Raw genomic sequence first — 20,520 nt, 5'->3', positions numbered from 1 at the left:
CTGCATGAGCGCTACCAAACTAGATGGCAATTTGTACCGCGACGAGATCTTCGAGGACCTGAAGGCTCGCGTTTCCGCCCTGCAGGCCAAGGGCATCCAGCCTGGCCTGGCCACCGTGCTGGTCGGTGACGATCCAGGCTCCCACGCTTACGTGAAGATGAAGCACCGCGACTGCGAGCAGCTGGGCATCAACTCTATCCGCAAGGACCTGCCAGGAGATATCACCCAGGAAGAGCTGGAGAAGGTCATCGACGAACTCAACAACGATGACGCCTGCACCGGCTACATCGTGCAGCTGCCGTTGCCGAAGCACCTGGATGAGAACAAGATTTTGGCCAAGATTGATCCGGAGAAGGACGCCGACGGCCTTCACCCAGTCAACTTGGGCAAGCTGGTTCTCAACGAGGAGGCTCCGCTGCCGTGTACTCCGAACGGCTGCATCCATCTCCTGCGTCGCTTCGGAGTGGAGCTCGATGGCGCCAAGGTTGTGGTTATTGGCCGTGGCGTGACCGTGGGTCGCCCGATTGGCCTCATGCTTACCCGCCGCAGCGAGAATGCCACCGTGACCTTGTGCCACACCGGCACCAAGGACTTGGCTGCTGAGACCAAGGCCGCTGACGTCATCATCGCGGCTGCGGGCAATGCTCACATGCTCACCGCGGACATGGTCAAGGAAGGCGCTGCGGTCCTCGACGTGGGAGTCTCCCGCGTGGATGGCAAGCTGGCTGGCGACGTCGCGCCCGACGTGTGGGATAAAGCCGGCTACGTGTCCCCGAACCCAGGCGGCGTCGGCCCGCTGACCCGTGCCTTCCTGGTGTCCAACATCGTGGAGCGCGCAGAAAAGCTGGCGGGCCTGGCTTAAATGGCCTCCGAAAAAGGGGGTGCCCACCGGGCGAAGGATCTCAACCTGGATAACCCCCACGACGTTAAGCTGCGGCCTTCGCGCTTGCCGGCCGGCGTGCAGTGGGTTGCCGTGGGGCTCTTCGTCGCGGGCGTTGCGCTGTCTGCGGTCTTTGCCATTTCTGCACACTGGCGCCGCGCCACCGTGATTCTGGGGGCGTCGCTGTTGTGGCTGTCGCTGGTGCGTCTGACATGCGACTCACGCATCGTCGGCGTTCTCGCTGTGCGCTCGCGGCGTTTCGACGCCACCTACACAGCCTGCCTGGGAGCGTTGATGACGTTCCTGGCGGTGTCCGTGGATTCGCTGGGTTCTTAGATGTAGTACTCGTCGCCCACATACATCGGACCCAAATCCAGGCCGTCCGGCGCGGAGAGCGCCAGGAAGTTTCGCAGGATGCGGTCCATCTGGCGCGACTCAGCCAGGAAGGCATCGTGGCCGATGGGGGAGACCACCTTGGCCATGGCCAGCAGATTGCCGATATTGCGGGAGATGTGTTCCTGCTGGTGGTACGGGTAAAGAATGTCCGTGTCCACGCCCACGACCATGGTGGGCACGGTCGAGGAAGCCAGCGCCTTGTTGAGGCCGCCGCGCCCGCGCCCGACGTCGTGCCGGTTCAGCGCCTCAGTCAGCGTCACGTAGGAGCCGGCGTCGAAACGCTCGGTGAGCTTGTCGCCCTGGTAATCCAAGTAGGAATTCACGGCGAAGCGCTGGTTGGGCTCGCGGTATGAGCCAAGCGGGTTCTCGCCGCGTTGGGCTTGGACTCCGAAGCGCTCGTCGATTTCCTGCTCACCGCGGTAGGTCAGGTGCGCGATGCGGCGGGCCGCCGCGAGGCCCTCGCGCGGGGCCTTGTTGTATTCGTAGTAGTCGCCGCCGTGCCAGAAAGGATCGCGCTCAATCGCAGAGATTTGCGCGGACTGGATGCCGATCTGCCATGCGGAAGCGCGGGCAGACACCGCGATGACACAGGCCGCGGAGAGAAACTCCGGATGCAGCAGGCTCCACTCCAAAGTGCGGGCGCCGCCCATCGAGCCGCCGATGACGGCGTGGACGTGCTCGAACCCCAGCTCCTGCAAGAACTTATGCTCGGCTTCGACGAGATCGCGGATGGACAACGCCGGAAAGCGCGAGCCCCAGGCCTTGCCGTCTAGGTGCGGGGAACACGGGCCAGTGGAGCCCTTGCAGCTGCCGAGCGCGTTGGTGACAATCACGCACCACTGCTGCGTATCCAGCGCCTTGCCTGGGCCGATGAGGTCGCCCCACCAGTCGGCGGCGTTGGAATCACCGGTCAGGGCGTGTTCGATGACCACGATATTGTTTGCGCCATGTGGGTCGCCGGCAAAGGCGCCCCAGCGTCGATAAGCGATGGTGACGTCCGCAATGGAAGCTCCGGCTTCCGTAGCGAAATCACCGATCTTGACGTGGTCCAGCTCGCCCTCAGGGGCGAGCTCCGGAATCGTGGTCACGCGAAGAAACTCCCTTCGTTGTTGCGCAGTTACAGGGCAGCGAAAGCCTGCTCGAGGTCAGCGATGATGTCCTTGACATCCTCGATGCCGACGGACAGGCGCACCGTTGCCTGGGTAATACCAGCGGCGCGCAGGCCCGCCTCGTCAGACTGGGAGTGAGTGGTGGTTGCCGGGTGGACCACCAGCGAGCGAGTGTCGCCGATGTTGGCCAGGTTGGAGTGCAGCTTCAGGGCGTCGATGAACTTCCACGCCACTTCCTTGGCGTCCTTGCCACCGGTCTCGATCTCGAAGGAGAGCACCGAGCCGGTGTAGCTGTAGCCCAGCTTCTCCTTTACGGACTTGTACGGGGAGGAATCCAGACCCGCGTAGTTGACCTTGGCGACCTTGTCGTGGTCCTCCAAGAACTCAGCGACTGCCTGAGCGTTCTCGTTGTGGCGCTGGACGCGCAGCTCGAGAGTCTCCAGGCCGGTCAGGGTCAGCCAGGCGTTGAATGGGGAAGCGGCTGCGCCGGTGTCGCGGATGATGCCAGCGCGGGCACGCAGCGCGAATGCCGGGGCTCCAAGGTCTGCGTACTTCAGGCCGTGGTAGCTCTCGTCCGGCTCGGTGAAGAACGGAAAGACGGACTTGCCGTCGCGCTCGACGGTCCAGTCGAACTTACCGCCGTCGATAAGCACGCCGCCGATAGCGGAGCCGGAGCCGGAGTAGAACTTGGTAGTCGACGCCACGACGATGTCAGCGCCCAGCTCCAGTGGACGAGCAAGCACAGCGGTGGCCATGGTGTTGTCCACGATGAGCGGCACCTGGTTGGAGTGTGCGACCTCGGAGATAGCCGGGATGTCGAGCACGTCGGCGATCGGGTTGCCGAAGGTCTCGCCGTAAAAAGCCTTGGTGTTCGGCTGCACAGCTGCCTGCCAGGACTGCGGATCATCCGGGTTCTCAACCAGGGTGGTCTCGATGCCGAGGCGCTTGAGGGTGTGGGTAAACAGGCTGGAGGTTCCGCCGTACAGGCGCGGGGAGGCGACGATGTGGTCGCCTGCGCCAGCGAGGACCTCGATGGCTGCGGTCTCAGCAGCCTGGCCGGAGGCAAACACTACGGCGGCGACGCCGCCTTCGAGAGCTGCTAGGCGACGCTCGAGCGCGTCAACGGTGGGATTGGTCAGACGCGTGTAGATGGGGCCGGCGTCGCTAAGCGCGAAGCGTGCTGCAGCATGTTCTGCGGAATCGAAGACATAAGAGGTGGTCTGGTAAATCGGGACGTTGCGCGAGTTGGTCGAGCCGTCGAGGTCTTGACCCACGTGCAGGGAACGGGTGGACAGTGCCCAGTTTTCGAAGTTGCTGTTGTCGTACTTGGTAGTCATGGAGGTAAGACTAGACCAAGCGGTACAAAAGCGTATAGGGCTGCCGGAATTTGGCCTTGTTTCCGCTGGCGAAGTAGTGAATAAAAACAGACAAAGCGGTCGGCATGAACCGACCGCTAACCATTAGCGAGGATGGCGCCGAAGAGAAGTAGCGCTGTTGCAATGGAGCTCATGGTGACAGTAACCGTTTTGCGGGGGGGCGAACTGCTCCCCATAATCCGGACTGAGAAATCAGAAACCAGATTGTGGGGAGTATTTCTATGCTTCCACCGATTCGCCAACGGCTAGGCGCCGGTAGCCGCTAACGCCAGCTTTCTGGAGCATGCCGTCGGTGAGCTGCTTGCCGACGTCGCTAAGCACAGCATCATGAATCGGCACCACTGTCCGCGCGCCGATGGACATGGCGTAGTCCGCAGCATCCGCGCCACGCACCCAGGGTGCGGCAATCGGGAGGAAGAGCAGCTCTACGCCCTCGACATGCACCCATTGATCGCCAGGGTGGAGAACACCACCGAAGAAGAAACCCACGTTTTCTGGGCGGGGAATCGCCGGGTGAATCTCTTCGTGCAACCCGCCGACTGCCTGGACTTTTATCCCGAGCACTTCGAAACTCTCGCCCGCGCGGACCGCAGTGCCGTGGCCCACGGCGTCGACAGTCTCTTGCGTGCCCCATACCGGCAGGCCACAGTCGCGCACGGCCTCGATGTCGAGGTGATCCGCATGCGCGTGGGTAAGCAACACGGCATCTGCCGAATCCAAGCACGAGGAGTCCGTGAATCCACCGGGGTCGATGACAAAGCGACCCGCAGGGGCGTCGACTGCGATTGCGGAGTGGCCGAGCATGGTGACTTTCATGGTCCCAGCCTAACCAAACGTGAAGGAATAGAGTTTGACGCCCTCGCTGACTTCGATGTCGAGAACTTCGGTTTGCGGGGCGTTCTCTTTAACGAGGTCGAGCGTTCCGTCTTCTTTCACAGGGAACTCACGCGTGGTGCCGTCTGCGTGGCGCACCGTCACGGTTCCTTTGCCGGAGACCACCAGCTGGACCCACGCCGCGTGGTAGTTCAGGCGCAGGCGCGCATCCTTGCCGGCAGTAATCGGCTGGTCCTCGAGCGTCCACGTTCCGCCGAGGGAGTACTGGCCACGCTCCGGCGTTCCGAGCTCGAAGTCGTGTGTTCCTGGGGCGTAGTTGCGGTTGGCGAAGTAACGCGCACGCGCCGTGCCGAGGTAGGTCTCTGGATTGCGGCCCTCCGTGGAGGCTTGGTCGGCGGATTCCAGCGGCGCGGGGAGTTGGACGTTCGGGTCGCGCTCTTTAAGCAGCTCGCGGATGTGATTTTCAGTTTCGGCGTAATCGCCCTCGCCGTGGTGAGATTCGCGCAGGATTCCCTGTGCGTCAACGAGGTAGTGCGCTGGCCAGTACTGGTTTTCGAATGCACGCCAGGTGGTGAAGTCGTTGTCTTGGGCAACGGGGTAGTGGATTCCCTGTTCCCGCGCCGCGCGCTGGACGTTGGCGGCCTCGCGCTCGAAGGAATATTCCGGGGCGTGGATGCCCACTACTTCGAGCCCAGAGTCCTTGTAGTGGTCGTATATTTTGGTCAGATGCACGTTGTTGCGTTGGCAGTTGATACAGGCATAGGCCCAGAAATCGATGAGCGTCACCTTGCCGTTCGTGCGCGGGTCCACGGGCTCATCCGTGTTGAACCAGCCGGTCAGCCCCTGGAATTCGGGTACTTGCTGTCCCGCCTTGCTTGACGACGCCTCTTTCGCCAACACCTCCTGCCCAAACTCCGGGGAGGGCAGTTTCTGCTGCAGCCACGCCGGCGCACCGACGGCGATGGCACCTGCCATGGCGATGACCACTACGCCCGCGCCGAAACGGAAGCCCCGCTGATGTGATTGGAAGAAGTCCACGCGTTTGCCCACTTCGTTGCCGCCGAGGGCGAATGCCATCAGCGGAATAGCCACGCCGACGGCAAAGGCGAGGCAGAGGATGAGGATGTGGGCGTCGATTGTGCCTGTCGCACCGGCGACGGAAATAGCCGCCAGCACCGGACCCGCACACGGCACAAAGACCACGCCGAGCGCTAAGCCCACCGCGAATCCGCCTTTGTCGCGCGCTTTAGCTTGCAGACCGCCTGCTTTGGGAAGCTTGAGGAACGGCCACTCGAGGATCTCCTGGAATTTGGGGAACATCATGCCCAGGCCCACGAGGACCAGCAGCCCGATGCCCACCTTCCACACTAAGTCGCCGGGCAGGTGCAGCGCGTTGAGCAGTGTCGTGGCAAAGAGCGTCACCGCTGTAAAACTCGTTACCAGCCCGCCGATAACCAGCCATGGCCGCGACCTTCCGCCGTTTCCGCTCACCGCAAGAACCAGCGGCAGGATGGGCAGGATGCATGGTGAGAGACCAGTGACTAGGCCACCGACAAGCCCGATGGACAGGGTTGACAACATGGGAAACCTTTCTGTTGGGGTATACCCATCTGTTCGGAGCGGAACCAGCGGACGGATTGGTGAAAATTTTTCCAATCCACTTTCCGCCCCGCTCCGAATGACTTTGTGAAGGGGTCAGAAACGCTGGCCCACAGTCAAAAGGAGAAAACTCATGAAGAAGCTCATCGCTACCGCCGCAGCCCTGGCCATCGCCGGAACCGGTCTCGCCGCCTGCAATGACAACAAGGAAAGCAAGGACGAGATGATGACGTCCGAGATGATGGCACCGGCCTCCGACGCGATGATGTCGGAAGAAATGTCCAAGTAAGTCCAAATGTCCGCGCCAGCGCCTACGGCGGAGGTAAACTCAACGTCCGTGTCCACCATGTCCCCACAACAAATCGCCCGGCTCAACGACCAGCTCGTTGCGACCGCGGCAGGGGACAGGCATGCCTTTTCGCAGCTTTACGACGTCCTCAGTCCTACCGTCTTCAGCGTCTGTCTCCACGTGCTCAATAATCAGGCGCTGGCGGAAGAAGTCGCTCAAGATGTGTTCGTGGAGACGTGGAATAAGGCGGCCAACTTCGACCCAGAGCGTGGGAATGCACGGTCATGGGTTGCGCGGTTGGCGCATGGGCGCGCGGTAGATCGGTTGCGCTCGCACGTGGCGAGCGTGGAGCGCGACGATAGGGACGCGCATCTTGAGGAGCCAACACGCTTTATCGACGTCGAGTCCGAAGCGCTGGAGCACGTGGAATCGCAACGCTTGCGCGCGGCTGTCGACGCCATCGGCGAGCCTCACCGCACCGCAGTCCTGCTGGCTTTCTTCGGTGGATTGAGCCATGCTGAGCTGGCAGAATCAACAGGAGTGCCGCTGGGTACCGCGAAGACGCGCGTGCGCGACGGAATCAAGAAACTCAAAGCCACACTGGGAAAGGAGGAGCGATGAGTAACACCCGCGAATTCGACGACGAGTCCTTCGAGGCGTTCCTCGACGCTCTTCCCGACGTCGACCCACCAGAGGATCTCAAACACTCCGTCTTCGCCGCTATCGATGCCTGCGAGCACACCTCGCCGATTGCGCAGCCCATAGCGGAGGTGGTGGAGTTGCCGCGTCGTCGTACGCGTGGCTTCTTCGCAGCTGCCGCGGCGGCAGTGATGCTGGTGGTGGGTGGAATTGGCGTCGTCCAGCTGCGTCCGCAGGAAGACGCGCGGATTCAAGCCGCGGGCGTGGAACAGATGCACGCCATCATGGCTGCTGATGACCTCCTGACCGGCAACGCGGATGCCTCCGGTGCAACGTTAGACATTGTGTCCTCGAAGGAGATGGGCAAGTCTGGCGCGATGGTCGACGGCCAGCCTGCACTCGCCGACGGCATGGGCGCCCAAGTCTGGGCCGTGGCCTCCAATGGTGAGGTGACGTCGGCGGGCGTCATCGGCCAAGACCCGCACGACGATGTGTGGATGCCCTTCGACGGCGATGCCACCAAGGTCATGATCACTGAGGAACCCATGGGCGGCAGCGCCAAGCCCACGGGCCGGATGCTCGCCGAGGTCCGCCTCAGCTAGCCATACCAGCATTACCCAAACTGGCTCGAGAATCGTTTCATCGCTTATGGTGTGCTGAGGCAGTCGCGCACGATATGCAATGCGGTGGTGAGCTCGACGTCGCTTAGGTGTCCGAATCCCAGCACGATGCCCTTCTCAGCAGTGGCGCCGCCCCAGTAATCGCGAAGCGGCGTCAGCGTCAGCCCGCGGGTGGCGGCTCGGTCTACAACGGATTCGTCGCACAGCAACACTGCATGGAGGCCGCCGTTGATGGGAAGGAGGGTGGCGGGGGCGTCGGAAAGCATGGCGTGGACGAGGTCGCGGCGCCGCTTGTAGGCCCGGCGCATCCGCCCGGTGTGCCGCCGCAGTGCGCCGCTAGCTAGATAGTTCGCCAATGCCGCCTGCGGGATGGAGCCCACGGACTGGCCGAAAACCTCACGGACGTCCTGGACCGCGGGCAACAACCGCTCCGGAACCACGAGGTAGCCGCACGCAATCGACGGCGAAATCACCGAAGAAAACGTTCCCAAAAGCACCGTATGCTCCGGCGCCAGCGCTGTCAGTGCGGGCAGAGGCTGGCCTACGTAGCGCAACTCGGAATCAAAGTCATCTTCGATCAGCAACGCGTTCTCGCGGCGCGCCCACTCCACCAGCGCGCCCCGGCGAGCAGCGGGAAGCGACGCCCCGTAAGGGTATTGGTGGCTCGGCGTGACGATGAGCGCATCCAGCGGGCCGGGCACGGTAACGCCCTCGGCGTCAGTAGGCACCTCCACCAGCTCGTGGCCCAACGCCTCGGGAATACGCCGCAAGCTCGGGTAACCCGGCGACTCCACACCCACGCGTAGGTGGCCGCCGAGCGCGCGCAGCAACAGCGTCAAACCGTCGCGGGCGCCGGCCGTGACAACGATTCGCTGCGGATCCACCCGCAGCCCGCGCATGTGCCGGACGTGGTGGGCGATTTCGTGGGGGAGTGAGGTGGCGTCGGAAAGCGGATGATTGGCCGCTTCACGCCACGCGGCCCGCCATTCGGGGGTAAGGATGCCGTCGGTATCCGGCAGCCCGGGCGTGAGCCTGACTGTCGACGCCGCCGGCGCCGGGCGCTCCACCTTCACCTCCCGCAGCTGTGAATGTGGCAACCGTGGATTGACGACGGTGCCGGATCCCACCTCGGCGGTGAGGTAACCCTCGGCGGTGAGTTGTTCGTAGGCGGTAACCACGCTGCCTCGGGAAACGCCGAGTTTCGCGGCAAGCGCGCGGGTGGAAGGAACCTGTTCACCCGGCAGCAGAATGCCCGCCGTCACCTGGGTGCGCAGGGCTTCCGCGATTTGGACGGGCAGTGCGCGTGTATCAGAGGGGGCAAGCCGTATAGACATGGTCCCAGCATAAGTGGTCTAATTCAACACGCTTGAATTGGCTCTTGTCTTAGACCATTTCTTAGTGTGAGGATGGTCCGCATGACTGAAAATACTTCTTCTAAAAATGAAATGACGCGAGCAACTACTCGCGTAAAGCGCGGACTCGCAGACATGCTTAAAGGTGGCGTCATCATGGACGTCGTGACACCGGAGCAGGCAAAGATTGCCGAGGACGCCGGAGCTGCAGCTGTTATGGCGCTGGAGCGCGTCCCGGCAGACATTCGCGCGCAGGGTGGCGTGGCGCGTATGAGCGACCCAGACCTCATCGAGGGCATTGTCGACGCCGTCTCCATCCCCGTCATGGCCAAGGCCCGCATTGGCCACTTCGTTGAGGCGCAGATTCTCGGCGAGCTGGGCGTGGACTTCATCGACGAGTCCGAGGTTCTTTCGCCGGCGGATTACGTCAACCACATCAACAAGTGGGACTTCGATGTGCCTTTCGTCTGCGGTGCGACCAACTTGGGCGAGGCGCTGCGTCGCATTACTGAGGGTGCTGCGATGATTCGCTCCAAGGGCGAGGCCGGTACTGGCGACGTCTCCGAGGCCGTCAAGCACCTGCGCACCATCAAGGGAGAAATTGCGCGCCTGCAGAACCTGGACCGTGATGAGCTTTACGTTGCGGCCAAGGAGCTGCAGGCACCGTACGACCTGGTAGCCGAGGTGGCAGAGACCGGCAAGCTGCCCGTGGTCCTGTTCGTTGCGGGTGGTGTTGCTACGCCTGCCGACGCCGCCCTGGTCCGCCAGATGGGCGCCGAGGGTGTCTTCGTCGGCTCCGGCATTTTCAAGTCCGGTAACCCGGCTGCGCGTGCGGAGGCCATCGTGAAGGCCGCGACACTCTACGACCAGCCTGCCGAGCTGGCGAAGATCTCCCGCGGCCTGGGCGAGGCCATGGTGGGAATCAACGTCAAGGACGTGCCGGCACCGCACCGCTTGGCTGAGCGCGGATGGTGATTGGAGTACTGGCGCTGCAGGGCGGCGTCGAGGAGCATGCGGCGATCTTGAGCTCGCTGGGCGCACAGGTGCGTCGGGTGCGGCTGCCGCGTGACCTGGACGGGCTGGACGGAATCGTATTTCCGGGCGGCGAGTCCTCCACGATCGACCGTCTTGCTAGGGCCTTCGACCTTGCTGCGCCGCTTCGCGACGCCGTCCGCTCCGGCCTCCCCGTCCTCGCCACGTGCGCAGGTTTGATTTACTCCGCCCGCGAGCTGGAGAACCCAGCGCCCGGGCAGCAGACGCTGGGGATTCTGGATGTGACCGTGAAACGCAATGCCTTCGGCAACCAGCGCTTCTCCGAGGAACGCACCGTCACCGTCGACGGCGTTTCTGTGGAGGCTAGCTTCATCCGAGCGCCCGTCGTCACGCGCGTGGGCTCGGGTGTTGAGGTCATTGCCACCATCGCGGGTGACGTCATCGTCGGCGTGCGCCAAGGTCACGTCACTGCCTTGAGTTTCCACCCGGAAGAAAACGGTGAGACTCGCATCCACGAAACGTGGCTCAACTGTTGTTTGGGAGCTACTAGTGCCAGATAGCCGGCGTAGTTGGGCGTCGTAAAGCGCAAGCAAATCCTTCATACGTTGAAACCTCACGGGGGGTAAACGAGCGGAAAAGCACCGACGCGATAGTGACCTGGGATACATTTAAGCGTGTTAATTCTGTGAAGCACAGCGAAAGGCGAATCTGGTGACAAATCCGCACATCGACCAAGTCCGAGAAGACATCCGCCTCCTAGGCCGAGTGCTGGGCCGAGTACTCGCGCAGCAAGAGGGCGAGGACGTCTTTGAGCTGGTCGAATCCACCCGCAAGATGGCCTTCAACGTAGCCCACGGCAACGCCAAGCCCGAGGACCTCGTGGCGGTTTTCCGGGACCTGGACATCAATAAAGCCAACCTCGTGGCGCGCGCGTTTAGCTATTTTGCACTTTTGGCAAACCTTGCCGAGGACCTCGCGGACGAGGCAGTGGAGGCGCCGGTGAGCTTGCGCAAGACCTTCGCCAAGCTGAAGGAGGAGGGCGTCGCCCCCGCGGATGCGGCCGCCGTCATCCGCGACGCGCAGGTGGCGCCCGTCCTCACCGCGCACCCCACGGAGACCCGCCGGCGTACGGTCTTCGATACCCAGACCCGCATTAAGCAGCTGCTTATCGACGCCCACCGCGGTGGCGACATGGACGCCATCGAGCGCGAGATGTACCTGCGCATGACGTTGCTGTGGCAGACGGCGCTTATCCGCATTGCCCGGCCGACGCTGGAGGATGAGGTCGACGTCGGGCTGCGCTACTACAAGCTTTCGCTTCTGGAGCAGGTCCCGGCGCTCAACCGCGCGATTCGCCATAGCATGCGGGAGACCTTTGGGCTGCAGCTTCCCGACGCCCCCGTCGTGCGACCCGGCTCCTGGATCGGCGGTGACCACGACGGCAATCCGTACGTCAACGAGCGCACGCTGACCTACGCTACCCGTAAGGCAGCGAAGACGATTTTGCGCTACTACGAGTCGGAGCTCGATGAGTTGGAGCGCGAGCTGTCTTTGTCGGATCGCTATTCCTCGTGTTCTACCGAGCTGCTGTCCTTGGCGGAGATTGCTAACAACGACTGGGAGTCGCGCGTGGACGAGCCTTATCGCCGTGCGATTTATGGCATCCGCAATCGCGTGCGTGCAAACCTGCATGCGTTGGGAGAGAAGAAGGCGCCGAAGGGCGACTTCACCCCGTACGCTTCGCCGGAGGAGCTGCAGCGCGACCTCGACGTCATCGATCGCTCGCTGCGCCAGTTCAACGACGACATCATCGCCGATGACCGCCTGGCCCGCATCCGCTCGGCCGTGACTACGTTTGGTTTCCATCTTTATTCACTGGATATGCGTCAGAACTCGAAGTCTTTCGAGCAGGTGCTCACGGAGGTCTTCGCTGCCGCAAGCCTGTGCGATGATTACGCCGCGCTGAGCGAGGCGGAGAAGGTCGAGCTGTTGGTCCGCGAGCTGCAGACCGCGCGCCCGTTGCTGTTTCCTGGCGCAGACCAGGACTTCAGCGAAGTCACGGCCAAAGAGCTGGGCATTTTCCGTGCGGCGTCGCAGGCGGTGCGCAAGTTTGGCCCGCAGTCGGTCTCGCACTGCATCATTTCGATGACGGGCTCGGTATCGGACATCCTGGAGCCGATGGTCCTGCTCAAGGAAGTGGGCCTGAGCGAGGTCGACGTCGTTCCGCTCTTTGAAACCATCGATGATCTGAAGGCTGGCGCGCGCATCCTGGAGCGGCTGTGGGCCGTGCCTTTCTACCGCGAGCACCTGCGCGCGCGTGGGGACATTCAGGAGGTCATGCTGGGCTACTCCGATTCCAACAAGGACGGCGGCTACCTGCAGGCGAACTGGGCGCTTTACGACGCCGAACTTTCCCTCGTCGAGCTGTGCACCCAACATGGGATCGAGCTGCGCCTGGCGCACGGCCGTGGCGGCGCGGTTGGCCGCGGTGGTGGTCCGACTTACGACGCCATCCTGGCCCAGCCCAAGGGTGCGGTGTCGGGTTCGGTGCGCATCACCGAGCAGGGCGAAGTCATCTCCGCCAAGTATGGTGCTCCGGAGACGGCGCGTCGCCACCTTGAGGCGTTTGTGTCCGGCGCGTTGGAAGCATCGCTGCTGGATACGGAGCCCATCGCCGATACGGAGCGCGCCTACGCAATCATGCGTGAGCTCGCAGCGTTGTCCGGCGAACGCTACGACGATCTCATCGGCGACCCTGGCTTTATCGAGTACTTCACCCAGTCCACGCCGCTGCACGAAATCGGCGACCTCAACCTCGGCTCGCGCCCGGCGGCCCGCAATCAGACCACTGCGATTTCGGACCTGCGCGCGATTCCGTGGGTGCTGTCCTGGTCGCAGTCGCGTACCAACATCCCGGGCTGGTTCGGCGTGGGCAGCGCAGTGACACAGTGGGTGGAGCAGGCGCCGGCCAGCGAGCAGGCGGCACGCTGGGAGGAGCTGCGCGAGCTGTATCGCACTTGGCCTTTCTTCCGCTCGGTGTTGTCGAATATGGCGCAGGTGATGGCGAAGGCGGAGCTCTCGCTCGCTCGTCTCTACGCGGACCTCGTCGACGACAAAGCCGTTGCCGACCGCATCTACGCCCTCATCGCCGACGAATTCGCCCTCACCCGCGAGGTCTACCTGCACATCACGGGCAATGCAGACCTCACCGCGGAGAACCAGCGCCAAGCGCGATCGCTCAAGCGCCGCTACCCATACCTGCTCCCGCTCAATGCGGTGCAGTTGGAGTTGCTGCGCCGCTACCGCGCCGGCGATGATCAGTTCCTCGTCTCGAAGACCATTCAGGTCACGATGAATGGACTAGCTACTGCGTTGCGTAACGCAGGCTAGTTGAATTTGCTGGTGGGGATGGGCGCGGCGTCGTAAGGCGGCTGCCATGCCACCCTGCCGCCGACGCGGACCATCCGCCCGCGCATGGGCGGGGCAGTGGGGTCATCGTCGTTGACTCCGTTGTGATACGGACATAATGGAACCAGATTTAGGATATTCGTCGGTCCGCCTCGCGCCCAGGCCACCATGTGGTGAATCTGGCACTTCTCAAATGGGACCGGGCAGTCCTTCCACGCACAACATGGGCTCTCCGCCATGAGTGCTAGCCGCTGCTTGTCCGTGGCGAAGCGGCGCGTGCGAAAGACATCCAGTGGTCCGTGCTCGCGGCTGACAGCCACGATGACGCCCTTTTCCAGCAGTGCGCGCTCCACGAGCTGCGAGCCGGTCAGCGTGGCACCGTTGGTCATGCGCACGATGAACTCTTCGCCATCCTTGTCCGTGTTTCCTTTGAGCAGCTGCGCATAGTCGTCGACCTGCAGCACCGCCATGGTCATGACCTCAGTTTTCACGCCTTTGCCGTCGAGGTTTTCCAGAAAGCTCTCGCCGGGACGCTGCTGGTCGATGCCCTGGAATACGTCGGTTAGCTGCATAGAATCCGCCGTCACAGTCAACGTGGCCAAGCCGTTGCCATGCTGGGTCAGCTTCGCGCGCTCGGCGTATTCGCGGGGCTTGCGCCACTCGCGCAGGCGCTTGCGCGCAACCTTTTCCACCAGCTCGGCGCTGGTCTGGCACAGTTCCACGCGCAGGTCCCAGGCCTTGTTATGGTCGCGAACCTTGGCCACGAAAGACTCAATTTGCCGCAGCGTAACCAGCCCATGGCCGCGGCTGCGCGCCGCTGCTACCGCCGTGCGCTGCTTCTTGGTGGAGTGCGTGGGCCCGAAGTAGGAGTGATGGAGGGCGAGGAGCTCGGCGGCGTCGGCAGGCGCGGCTCCTAATGCCAGCAGATCGGATTCAGACATGCCCGCGCACTCGGCCACCAGGTCAATGGCCCGGCCGAGTGCGGCGAAGAAGGACTGTAATCTCATGACCTCAACGCTAAAGCGCTGTCAAGCCCGCTTCAATAGTCAGTTTCCGCGAGAGGCCAAATTTGTGGATAACTCAGGAGCTCGCCGCAAGTTATCCACATTCGCAAGCTAGCTGGCTAGTTAAGAGCCCAACAAACCGCGGCGGCGCAGCAAGGGCTGCACGTCCTTGTCGCGTCCCCGCAGCTCGCGGTAGACCTCGGTGAAATCGCGCGAGGCGCCCTTGGACAGGATGAGTTCGCGGAACTTTTGGCCAGCTGCGCGGGCTTTAGCATCGTCCCTGTCGGCCGAGTCTGCCGCGCCGACTTCCTTGAACCAGGAGAAGCCGTCGGCGTCGAGGACCTCAGCCCACAGGTAGGAGTAGTAGCCCGCGGAGTAACCGCCGGCGAAGATGTGATTGAAGTACGTCGAGCGGTAACGCGGCGCGATGAGCGGGTTGTTCAGCCCGGCCTTGGTCAGCGCGTCCTTTTCAAACTGTTCGATGTCCGCGGCCGTGAGCTGGGCAGCTTCCTCGTGTGAGAGCGAGTGCCACGCCAAGTCCACAATCGACGCAGCCAAGTACTCCACCGTGCCGAATCCCTGACCGAACTCGCCGGCAGCCGTGACTGCTGCGAGCATCTCGTCGGAGATAACCTCGCCGGTATCAACATGGCGCGCGTAACGCTTCACCAGTGCCGGCTCTAATGCCCAGTTCTCGTTGATCTGCGAGGGGAACTCCACCCAATCGCGCGGGACGTTGGTGCCGGCGAAGGTGGGGTAGCGGACGTCGGAAAGCAGCCCGTGCAAAGCGTGGCCGAACTCGTGGAAGACGGTGTGCAGCTCGTCGAGGCTCAGCAGCGGCTGGGAGCCGTCGGCAGGCTTGGTGATGCCCATGACATTGACGATGACCGGCTTGCGCTCCAGTAGACGGGACTGCCCCACGAACTCGCTCATCCAGGCGCCGCCGCGCTTGGTGGGGCGGCCGAAGTAGTCGGTGACGAACAAGCCGATGCCGTTGTCGCGGTCAGCTTCGGGCTCCTGGCCCGCGTCGAAGACTTCCCACACGCGTACGCCCTCGGCGTAGCCCTGCAGGTCCTCGCGCGGGACGACGGTGATGCCGTAGAGGCGCTCGGCGGCGGCAAACACGCCGTCGACAAGCACGCGATCCAGCGGGAAGTACTTGCGCAGCTCCGTCTCATCGAGGGAGAAGTCGCGGGCGCGGACCTTAGATTCCCAATACGGCCAGTCGGCGGCGGTGAAGCCCTGGCCGTTGAGTGTTGCTTCCTCTGCGAGGAGCTTCTGCTCGCCTTCGGCGTTGGCCGCGGCGGCGGGGGCGAGGTCGAAGAGCATGGTGCGGGCGGCGTCGGCAGTCGCAGCGGTTTCTTCGGCGATCACGTAGTCGGCATGGGAGGCAAAGCCCAACAGCTCGGCGCGTTCGGCGCGCAGCTGGACGGCCTCGATGAGACCTGGGATGTTGTTCTCGGAGCCCCTGCTTGCCGACGCCCCATACAACCTCCCCCTCGCATCCTCCCGCGCCAATCGGCTCAGCTCCGACTGCACGGTCGGCAGCTCGAGCGGGATGACGAAGCCCTCGCGGCCCAGCGCCTCAGCATCGGCTTTGGCGGAGGCGATGCGTTCGGCGGGCAACCCCTCGAGTTCCTCCTCGCTGAACTCAACGGCTTTCGCGCGAGTAGAGGCCATGAGGTTGCGGCCGAATTCCTCCGAGAGTGCGGACAGGCGTTGGTTGATGTCGGAGAGGCGGGACTTGCCGGCGGCGTCGAGATCCGCGCCCTTGCGCTTGAAGGTCCGCAGGAGGTGGTCGTGGAGACGGTGGCCTTCGGGGTCGTCGTCAAGCGGCGTTGCCTCCTTGATGCGCGCGTAGAGCTTTTCGTTTTGATACATGCCGTCATAGTGCGCGGCGAGGCGGGGGTAGATATCGGCGGCAATCTCCTCCATCTCATCGGTGACGTCGGTGCCGGAGAGGTTGCCGAAGACGGCCATGACGCGGTCCAAGTCCTGGCCGGAGCGCTCCAATGCTTCGACGGTGTTTTCCCACGTGGGGGCGGCGGAATTATCAGCAATGGCGGCGATTTCGGAGCGATGGCGCTCGAGTGCCTCGTCGAAGGCGGGGCGGAAGTGCTCTACCTTGATGTCTGCGAAGGGAGGAAGCTGGTAGGGCAGTGGCGAAGGGTGGAGTAATGGGTTAGTCATAGATGAACACTGTACCCATTAGCCCCGCTCTATGTGATGGCTTTCACTATCTAGCTCGTGGGAAGCAACTCGGGTTCCTGTGCTCGCGTTGGCGTGGTGGGGCGGTTCATGAGGATGACGTCAAGAACAAGGAACGCGGCCAGAGTGATGCCCAACAGCGGAAGGAAGGCGCCGACGGTGGCGGCAAAGACAGCGCCGAGCGCCGTGGTGGCCCAAGAGAACTGTTTCATCGAGCCCGGCACGAAGCGGGGGCGGCGTTTGAACCACATGTAATAGCCCAAGACCACGAGGGCGGCGATAGCCAGGCCCAGCGCGAACAGCGCGATCTGCAGCGGTAGGCCGAACATGATGCCCATGTGCAGGTAGATGCCCCAGCTGCTGAGCTTGCTAAACAACGGAAGGCTGGAGAAAGGCTGGCGGTCGATGACCTCACCGGTGGAGCCGTCCACGGAAATAGCATCGGAGGTGGTGCGCCATTCGACCCAACGCTCGCTGACCTGCCAGGCGGAGTGGGCGTCCTCCGGCGGGTACAGGCGCAGCGGGCCGGTCAGTCCCTCGGCGCGGCCGGTGGCGAGGACGCGCTCAGCCTCAGCAGCCACGCTGGCGCTTTCCGACGTCCCACTCATGTGGCCGCCATGTCCCTCATGGCCTTCGTGGCCGGTGTGCTCATGCGTTTCTGTACTTGCGCCGGGGAGGGCAGTTTCAATGGGGGTGGCCTTCCAGTGCATACGTTCCACGAGGGAGTTGACGTTGTCGCCGGCCAGGCCCGACCAGGTGATGCCAGTAGCAGACAGTCCAAGCAAGCCGATGAATATCCAGGCACCGATGGTGGAGTGGAGGCGCGTAGCCTTCGAGCGTGCGGAGCGCTTCGGCTGCTGTTGCGTGGATTTCGCGGTTGCCTTGTTCTTGGGGCGGCGGCGAATCCACCACATGTAGAGCCCGCCGCAGGCCATGACCCACAGCCAGGAGGCGGCCAGCTCCGAGTAGAGCTCACCGACCTTGCCCAGGTGGAAGCTTTCGTGTAGGGAGGAAATCCAACGGCGCAGCGGCATCTCACCCAGTCCGGAGTAGGTTGGGTAGTCCCCGATAACTTCAGCGTTGGCGGGGTTGATGAAGACGGTTCGCTGGAGGCTTTCATCAATTCCCGGGTCACTAACCAGCACGCGGGTGGAGTCCGTGGGCGTGGTAGCGGGCCACACCTGGGTCACAGGCATATCTGGGTGCTCGTGTTGCGCGGCCTGGATTTGCTCCTCGAGGCTGAGCGGGTGCTCGACCGCCGGAACGTTCATGACATCGCGATAGGCTACCTTTTCCAAGGTGGGGGCAATGGCATAGAGGCAGCCAGTCAATGCCGCGACGAGGATGAAGGGGCCGACGAACATGCCGCCGTAGAAATGGATGCGTTGAATGAAAGATCGCAGAGCCGTCCGACTCATATGTAGTGCTCTTTTCAGTATGTACAGGTAGGGCCCGTGGCGAGTGCCTATGGATGAATGCTTCCGAGCGCTCAAGACGGGCGATGGACAGGCGCTGATATCAACTGCACTACTAGTCGGAGGTGATGGCTTCTCGGTTCCCGCGGATTGAAAAACTTTTTAAATAGTTGACGTTTTCGGTGCCGCAGGATGGGGATCTGCTCGATATCAGGCTTAAGAAGCAAGAAACAGTCAAGAAAAGGTTATCGCAGCTCAACGGGTGAAAACGGTATCGAAAGGCGCCGTTTTGAGCCAGTTTGCGGCTTATGAAGCAAGAAAGCGGTTCCTAATTGCTCCAGAATGGAACATAACGCAATGACCGCGGGCCTGCGCTGGGATCGTAAGGGTGGATGAGTCCTTCCTCGACGGTGGCAGCAAGCAGGCGAGTGGCCTGAGCCGCTTGCGAGTCTTTCAGCCCGAAGCGCTGACGGATCGACGAATTGTTAACGGGAAGGTTCTCGAGGAAGCGAAGGCAAGAGTGTTGATAGACGGCTTGGGTCTTTTCTTCCATGGTCATCAGCGCAAAGGGGCGGTAGGCGCTGAGGGAGACGGTGGTACTTCCGTTGGCGCGGACGAGAGCCGGCGGGAAGTGGTCAGCTTCGAGTGAAGAGACGATTTTATCCCAGCCACTTCCGCGTTGTTCGACAAGATGTGCCAAACGTAAAGCTTCACCGAGATGAGTATTGCGTGTGGTGGACGCCGAGTCAATGAACCGTTGGGGGTCGATAAGCGGGGTCCCTGGGTTGGTTACTTCGACCCGATCGCTGAAAATCTCCACGGTCAAGAACCGGCCGCGCTGCTCGAGATCCTGGTGCATGAGCGCATTTGCTAGGACCTCGCGGAAGGCCACCGTTGGTAGCAGTGGAGTTACCACGCGCTTGCCGCTGGAATCAATATGTTCGCCGCCTGGGCGAATGGTGTTGAAGAGCGTGACTATGTGGGTGAAGGAAGACGCATAACCTTCGGTGAATTCCCATTCTCGTTCTACTTCGGTGCGCGAGGTGCCTTTGAAATGCGTGACGCGGGGAGCACGCTCGCGCAGCTCTGGAAAGTCCTGCAGGGAACGTGCGTACATGAGCGCAGACCACGCCGGAATATGCCAGCCTTGCTCGTGTGAGTAGGAGATGGCCTTAGCGGTTCGTAGCGTATCGATCAGGGCATCGCCGGTCGTGCGAGGAAGCTCTGGCCGATTGAGGAAGAAAGCCTCAGGATCAAGGAGGTCGGTAATCGATTCGGGCTCAAGGCCCTCGGCCACTACTGTGTTCTCGAATTCGAACTGGTTGAGTTTTGTCCAGAGCTGACGTTCCTCGTTAGGAAAGTCCATGAGGATTTTCATGTAGCTGCCCTTGCGGAAATACCGTTTCCCTTCGAAAGAATACGGGGCGGACAATGCGGCGGGGATGCGCAGAAGCACAACGAGGTGTCCATCAACGGTTACCTCGTCGAATGTCACATCAGGTGCTGGACTAATGACGCGGTTGAGCCAGGGGAGTAGGTCTTCGTTGCCTTTCCCCTTTGCGCGTTGCCAGTCAAACGACGTCCCAACGACAGCGTGGTCATCGTTTACTCCCCATATGAGGTATCCCGCTGGTTCATCGTGCAGGCGTGCCGAATTTCCCAAGGCGCAGGCATACTTTGCAATCTCCGCGCCGGAGGACAGCTTGTTTACCTTGAACTCGATCCACGGTAGCTCAGCCGGAAGCGCTATAAACCGTTTCACGCGGGCTACAAGTTGTTCCTCAGGCGCAGAATTGATGGGAGTCATGAGTAAAAGTATGCGCGAGAAGCAAGAAACAGTCAAGAAAAAGTCTTCGCAGCTCAACGGGTAAAAATAGCGCCCGAATCTGTGGCTTCGGGCCGGTTTGCGGCTAATGAAGCAAGAAAAGACCGCCTCGAACTCCAGGGAGGAGACGAAGCGGTCTTTTGTTAAGCGCCTAGCGCCGAATTACTTCTTCAGGCCATCAATGATTTCGTTGAAGGCAGCAACCGGGCGCATGGTCTGGTTGAGCTTCTCCTCGTTCGGGGCGTAGTAGCCGCCGAGGTCGACGGGGGAGCCCTGGACGTCGAGAAGCGCCTGCTCAATCTCGCCTGCCTTGGCCTCGAGGGCCTCAGCGACCGGCTTGAAGGCCTCGGCCAGCTCGGCGTCGTCAGTCTGTGCAGCCAGCTCCTTGGCCCAGTTGAGGGTCAGGAAGAAGTGGGAGCCGCGGTTGTCGTTCTCGCCCACCTTGCGGGACGGGGACTTGCCCTCATCCAGCAGGGTCTCGGTGGCCTTGTCCAACGCTGCGGCCAGGACACCTGCCTTGGCGTTGCCGTTGGTGTTGTGCTCGTGGCGGAAGGACTCAGCCAGAGCGAGGAA

18 protein-coding genes are annotated in these 20,520 nt (G+C 62.4%); 8 read left to right on the top strand and 10 right to left on the bottom strand.

The features are described 5' to 3' along the window. Positions 1-4 precede the first annotated feature (4 nt). Both HMPREF3148_RS07530 and HMPREF3148_RS07525 read left to right on the top strand, forming a co-directional pair. Positions 5-862: a bifunctional methylenetetrahydrofolate dehydrogenase/methenyltetrahydrofolate cyclohydrolase gene (locus HMPREF3148_RS07530; protein ID WP_034656544.1), complete on the top strand. Its 858-nt coding sequence runs from the start codon at positions 5-7 to the stop codon at positions 860-862. Then, positions 863-1,216 carry a DUF3017 domain-containing protein gene (locus HMPREF3148_RS07525; RefSeq protein WP_049062864.1) on the top strand — a complete coding sequence of 118 codons (354 nt, stop codon included), beginning with the start codon at positions 863-865 and terminating at the stop codon, positions 1,214-1,216. Here the strand turns inward: HMPREF3148_RS07525 and HMPREF3148_RS07520 are convergent. From HMPREF3148_RS07520 to HMPREF3148_RS07505, 4 genes are all read right to left on the bottom strand, one after another. Beyond that, positions 1,213-2,364, bottom strand: a complete 1,152-nt coding sequence (locus HMPREF3148_RS07520; protein WP_080970022.1) for a homoserine O-acetyltransferase MetX — start codon at positions 2,362-2,364, stop codon at positions 1,213-1,215. The genes HMPREF3148_RS07525 and HMPREF3148_RS07520 overlap by 4 nt on opposite strands. 29 nt (positions 2,365-2,393) lie before the next feature. Then, positions 2,394-3,722 (bottom strand): O-acetylhomoserine/O-acetylserine sulfhydrylase, encoded by a 1,329-nt coding sequence (locus HMPREF3148_RS07515; protein ID WP_005527941.1) that lies wholly within the window; start codon positions 3,720-3,722, stop codon positions 2,394-2,396. 258 nt (positions 3,723-3,980) lie between these two features. Continuing rightward, positions 3,981-4,577 carry an MBL fold metallo-hydrolase gene (locus tag HMPREF3148_RS07510; RefSeq protein WP_070508950.1) on the bottom strand — a complete coding sequence of 199 codons (597 nt, stop codon included), beginning with the start codon at positions 4,575-4,577 and terminating at the stop codon, positions 3,981-3,983. A gap of 9 nt (positions 4,578-4,586) precedes the next feature. Continuing rightward, entirely contained in the window at positions 4,587-6,176 is a 1,590-nt protein-coding gene (locus tag HMPREF3148_RS07505) for a redoxin domain-containing protein (RefSeq protein ID WP_049159044.1), read from the bottom strand. A 151-nt stretch (positions 6,177-6,327) separates the two neighbouring features. On the opposite strand from HMPREF3148_RS07505, the gene HMPREF3148_RS13695 reads away from it, so the two are divergent. Genes HMPREF3148_RS13695 through HMPREF3148_RS07495 form a run of 3 tightly spaced genes read left to right on the top strand, consistent with a single transcriptional unit; the run spans position 6,328 to position 7,724 of the window. Then, positions 6,328-6,483: a hypothetical protein gene (locus HMPREF3148_RS13695; RefSeq protein ID WP_162836246.1), complete on the top strand. Its 156-nt coding sequence runs from the start codon at positions 6,328-6,330 to the stop codon at positions 6,481-6,483. A gap of 57 nt (positions 6,484-6,540) precedes the next feature. Further along, on the top strand, positions 6,541-7,104 hold the full coding sequence (locus tag HMPREF3148_RS07500) for a sigma-70 family RNA polymerase sigma factor (protein ID WP_034656629.1): 564 nt from the start codon (positions 6,541-6,543) through the stop codon (positions 7,102-7,104). Then, on the top strand, positions 7,101-7,724 hold the full coding sequence (locus HMPREF3148_RS07495; RefSeq protein WP_049064065.1) for an anti-sigma factor: 624 nt from the start codon (positions 7,101-7,103) through the stop codon (positions 7,722-7,724). Before HMPREF3148_RS07500 ends, HMPREF3148_RS07495 begins: the two co-directional genes overlap by 4 nt. 44 nt (positions 7,725-7,768) lie before the next feature. On the opposite strand, the gene HMPREF3148_RS07490 is transcribed toward HMPREF3148_RS07495, so the two are convergent. Next, complete coding sequence (locus HMPREF3148_RS07490; RefSeq protein WP_005527947.1) at positions 7,769-9,076, bottom strand: MocR-like pyridoxine biosynthesis transcription factor PdxR; 1,308 nt, start codon at positions 9,074-9,076, stop codon at positions 7,769-7,771. 72 nt (positions 9,077-9,148) lie between these two features. On the opposite strand from HMPREF3148_RS07490, the gene pdxS reads away from it, so the two are divergent. The 3 genes from pdxS to ppc all read left to right on the top strand — a co-directional run bounded on the left by pdxS (position 9,149) and on the right by ppc (position 13,477). Beyond that, a complete protein-coding gene (pdxS, locus tag HMPREF3148_RS07485) occupies positions 9,149-10,069 on the top strand; it encodes a pyridoxal 5'-phosphate synthase lyase subunit PdxS (RefSeq protein WP_370875945.1) in 921 nt (306 codons plus the stop codon). Next, positions 10,063-10,647: a pyridoxal 5'-phosphate synthase glutaminase subunit PdxT gene (gene pdxT, locus HMPREF3148_RS07480; protein ID WP_049159039.1), complete on the top strand. Its 585-nt coding sequence runs from the start codon at positions 10,063-10,065 to the stop codon at positions 10,645-10,647. Before pdxS ends, pdxT begins: the two co-directional genes overlap by 7 nt. Positions 10,648-10,798: 151 nt before the next feature. Continuing rightward, positions 10,799-13,477, top strand: coding sequence for a phosphoenolpyruvate carboxylase (ppc, locus tag HMPREF3148_RS07475; protein WP_005527950.1), 2,679 nt, complete (start codon positions 10,799-10,801; stop codon positions 13,475-13,477). On the opposite strand, the gene HMPREF3148_RS07470 is transcribed toward ppc, so the two are convergent. The 5 genes from HMPREF3148_RS07470 to HMPREF3148_RS07450 form a co-directional block, all read right to left on the bottom strand. Beyond that, complete coding sequence (locus tag HMPREF3148_RS07470; protein WP_049064060.1) at positions 13,474-14,502, bottom strand: HNH endonuclease signature motif containing protein; 1,029 nt, start codon at positions 14,500-14,502, stop codon at positions 13,474-13,476. The two genes, ppc and HMPREF3148_RS07470, sit on opposite strands and share 4 nt — an antisense overlap. Positions 14,503-14,622: 120 nt before the next feature. Beyond that, a complete protein-coding gene (locus HMPREF3148_RS07465) occupies positions 14,623-16,689 on the bottom strand; it encodes a M3 family metallopeptidase (protein ID WP_049151974.1) in 2,067 nt (688 codons plus the stop codon). Positions 16,690-16,739: 50 nt separating this feature from the next. After that, positions 16,740-18,125, bottom strand: coding sequence for a PepSY-associated TM helix domain-containing protein (locus HMPREF3148_RS07460; protein ID WP_049064057.1), 1,386 nt, complete (start codon positions 18,123-18,125; stop codon positions 16,740-16,742). A 325-nt stretch (positions 18,126-18,450) separates the two neighbouring features. Next, on the bottom strand, positions 18,451-19,929 hold the full coding sequence (locus HMPREF3148_RS07455; protein WP_083287735.1) for an RNA-binding domain-containing protein: 1,479 nt from the start codon (positions 19,927-19,929) through the stop codon (positions 18,451-18,453). Between the two features lie 180 nt (positions 19,930-20,109). Beyond that, on the bottom strand, positions 20,110-20,520 hold a 411-nt coding region (locus HMPREF3148_RS07450; protein ID WP_246818806.1), incomplete at its 5' end, for an NADP-dependent isocitrate dehydrogenase.

Origin of the sequence: Corynebacterium sp. HMSC05D08 (assembly GCF_001807215.1) — a bacterium.
Taxonomy (GTDB): domain Bacteria; phylum Actinomycetota; class Actinomycetes; order Mycobacteriales; family Mycobacteriaceae; genus Corynebacterium; species Corynebacterium striatum.
The sequence above is the reverse complement of the archived record's forward strand: the minus strand, read 5'-3'. Positions and strand labels throughout refer to the sequence as shown.

What these genes read in the sequence shown, in the direction of transcription:
- pdxS (WP_370875945.1), top strand. Translation starts at nt 9,149, where the DNA reads ATGGTCCGCATGACTGAAAATACTTCTTCTAAAAATGAAATGACGCGA.
- HMPREF3148_RS07495 (WP_049064065.1), top strand. Translation starts at nt 7,101, where the DNA reads ATGAGTAACACCCGCGAATTCGACGACGAGTCCTTCGAGGCGTTCCTC.
- HMPREF3148_RS07455 (WP_083287735.1), bottom strand. Translation starts at nt 19,929, where the DNA reads ATGACTCCCATCAATTCTGCGCCTGAGGAACAACTTGTAGCCCGCGTG.
- HMPREF3148_RS07470 (WP_049064060.1), bottom strand. Translation starts at nt 14,502, where the DNA reads ATGAGATTACAGTCCTTCTTCGCCGCACTCGGCCGGGCCATTGACCTG.
- HMPREF3148_RS07510 (WP_070508950.1), bottom strand. Translation starts at nt 4,577, where the DNA reads ATGAAAGTCACCATGCTCGGCCACTCCGCAATCGCAGTCGACGCCCCT.
- HMPREF3148_RS07500 (WP_034656629.1), top strand. Translation starts at nt 6,541, where the DNA reads ATGTCCCCACAACAAATCGCCCGGCTCAACGACCAGCTCGTTGCGACC.
- pdxT (WP_049159039.1), top strand. Translation starts at nt 10,063, where the DNA reads ATGGTGATTGGAGTACTGGCGCTGCAGGGCGGCGTCGAGGAGCATGCG.
- HMPREF3148_RS13695 (WP_162836246.1), top strand. Translation starts at nt 6,328, where the DNA reads ATGAAGAAGCTCATCGCTACCGCCGCAGCCCTGGCCATCGCCGGAACC.
- HMPREF3148_RS07530 (WP_034656544.1), top strand. Translation starts at nt 5, where the DNA reads ATGAGCGCTACCAAACTAGATGGCAATTTGTACCGCGACGAGATCTTC.
- HMPREF3148_RS07465 (WP_049151974.1), bottom strand. Translation starts at nt 16,689, where the DNA reads ATGACTAACCCATTACTCCACCCTTCGCCACTGCCCTACCAGCTTCCT.
- HMPREF3148_RS07515 (WP_005527941.1), bottom strand. Translation starts at nt 3,722, where the DNA reads ATGACTACCAAGTACGACAACAGCAACTTCGAAAACTGGGCACTGTCC.
- HMPREF3148_RS07505 (WP_049159044.1), bottom strand. Translation starts at nt 6,176, where the DNA reads ATGTTGTCAACCCTGTCCATCGGGCTTGTCGGTGGCCTAGTCACTGGT.
- HMPREF3148_RS07490 (WP_005527947.1), bottom strand. Translation starts at nt 9,076, where the DNA reads ATGTCTATACGGCTTGCCCCCTCTGATACACGCGCACTGCCCGTCCAA.
- HMPREF3148_RS07460 (WP_049064057.1), bottom strand. Translation starts at nt 18,125, where the DNA reads ATGAGTCGGACGGCTCTGCGATCTTTCATTCAACGCATCCATTTCTAC.
- HMPREF3148_RS07525 (WP_049062864.1), top strand. Translation starts at nt 863, where the DNA reads ATGGCCTCCGAAAAAGGGGGTGCCCACCGGGCGAAGGATCTCAACCTG.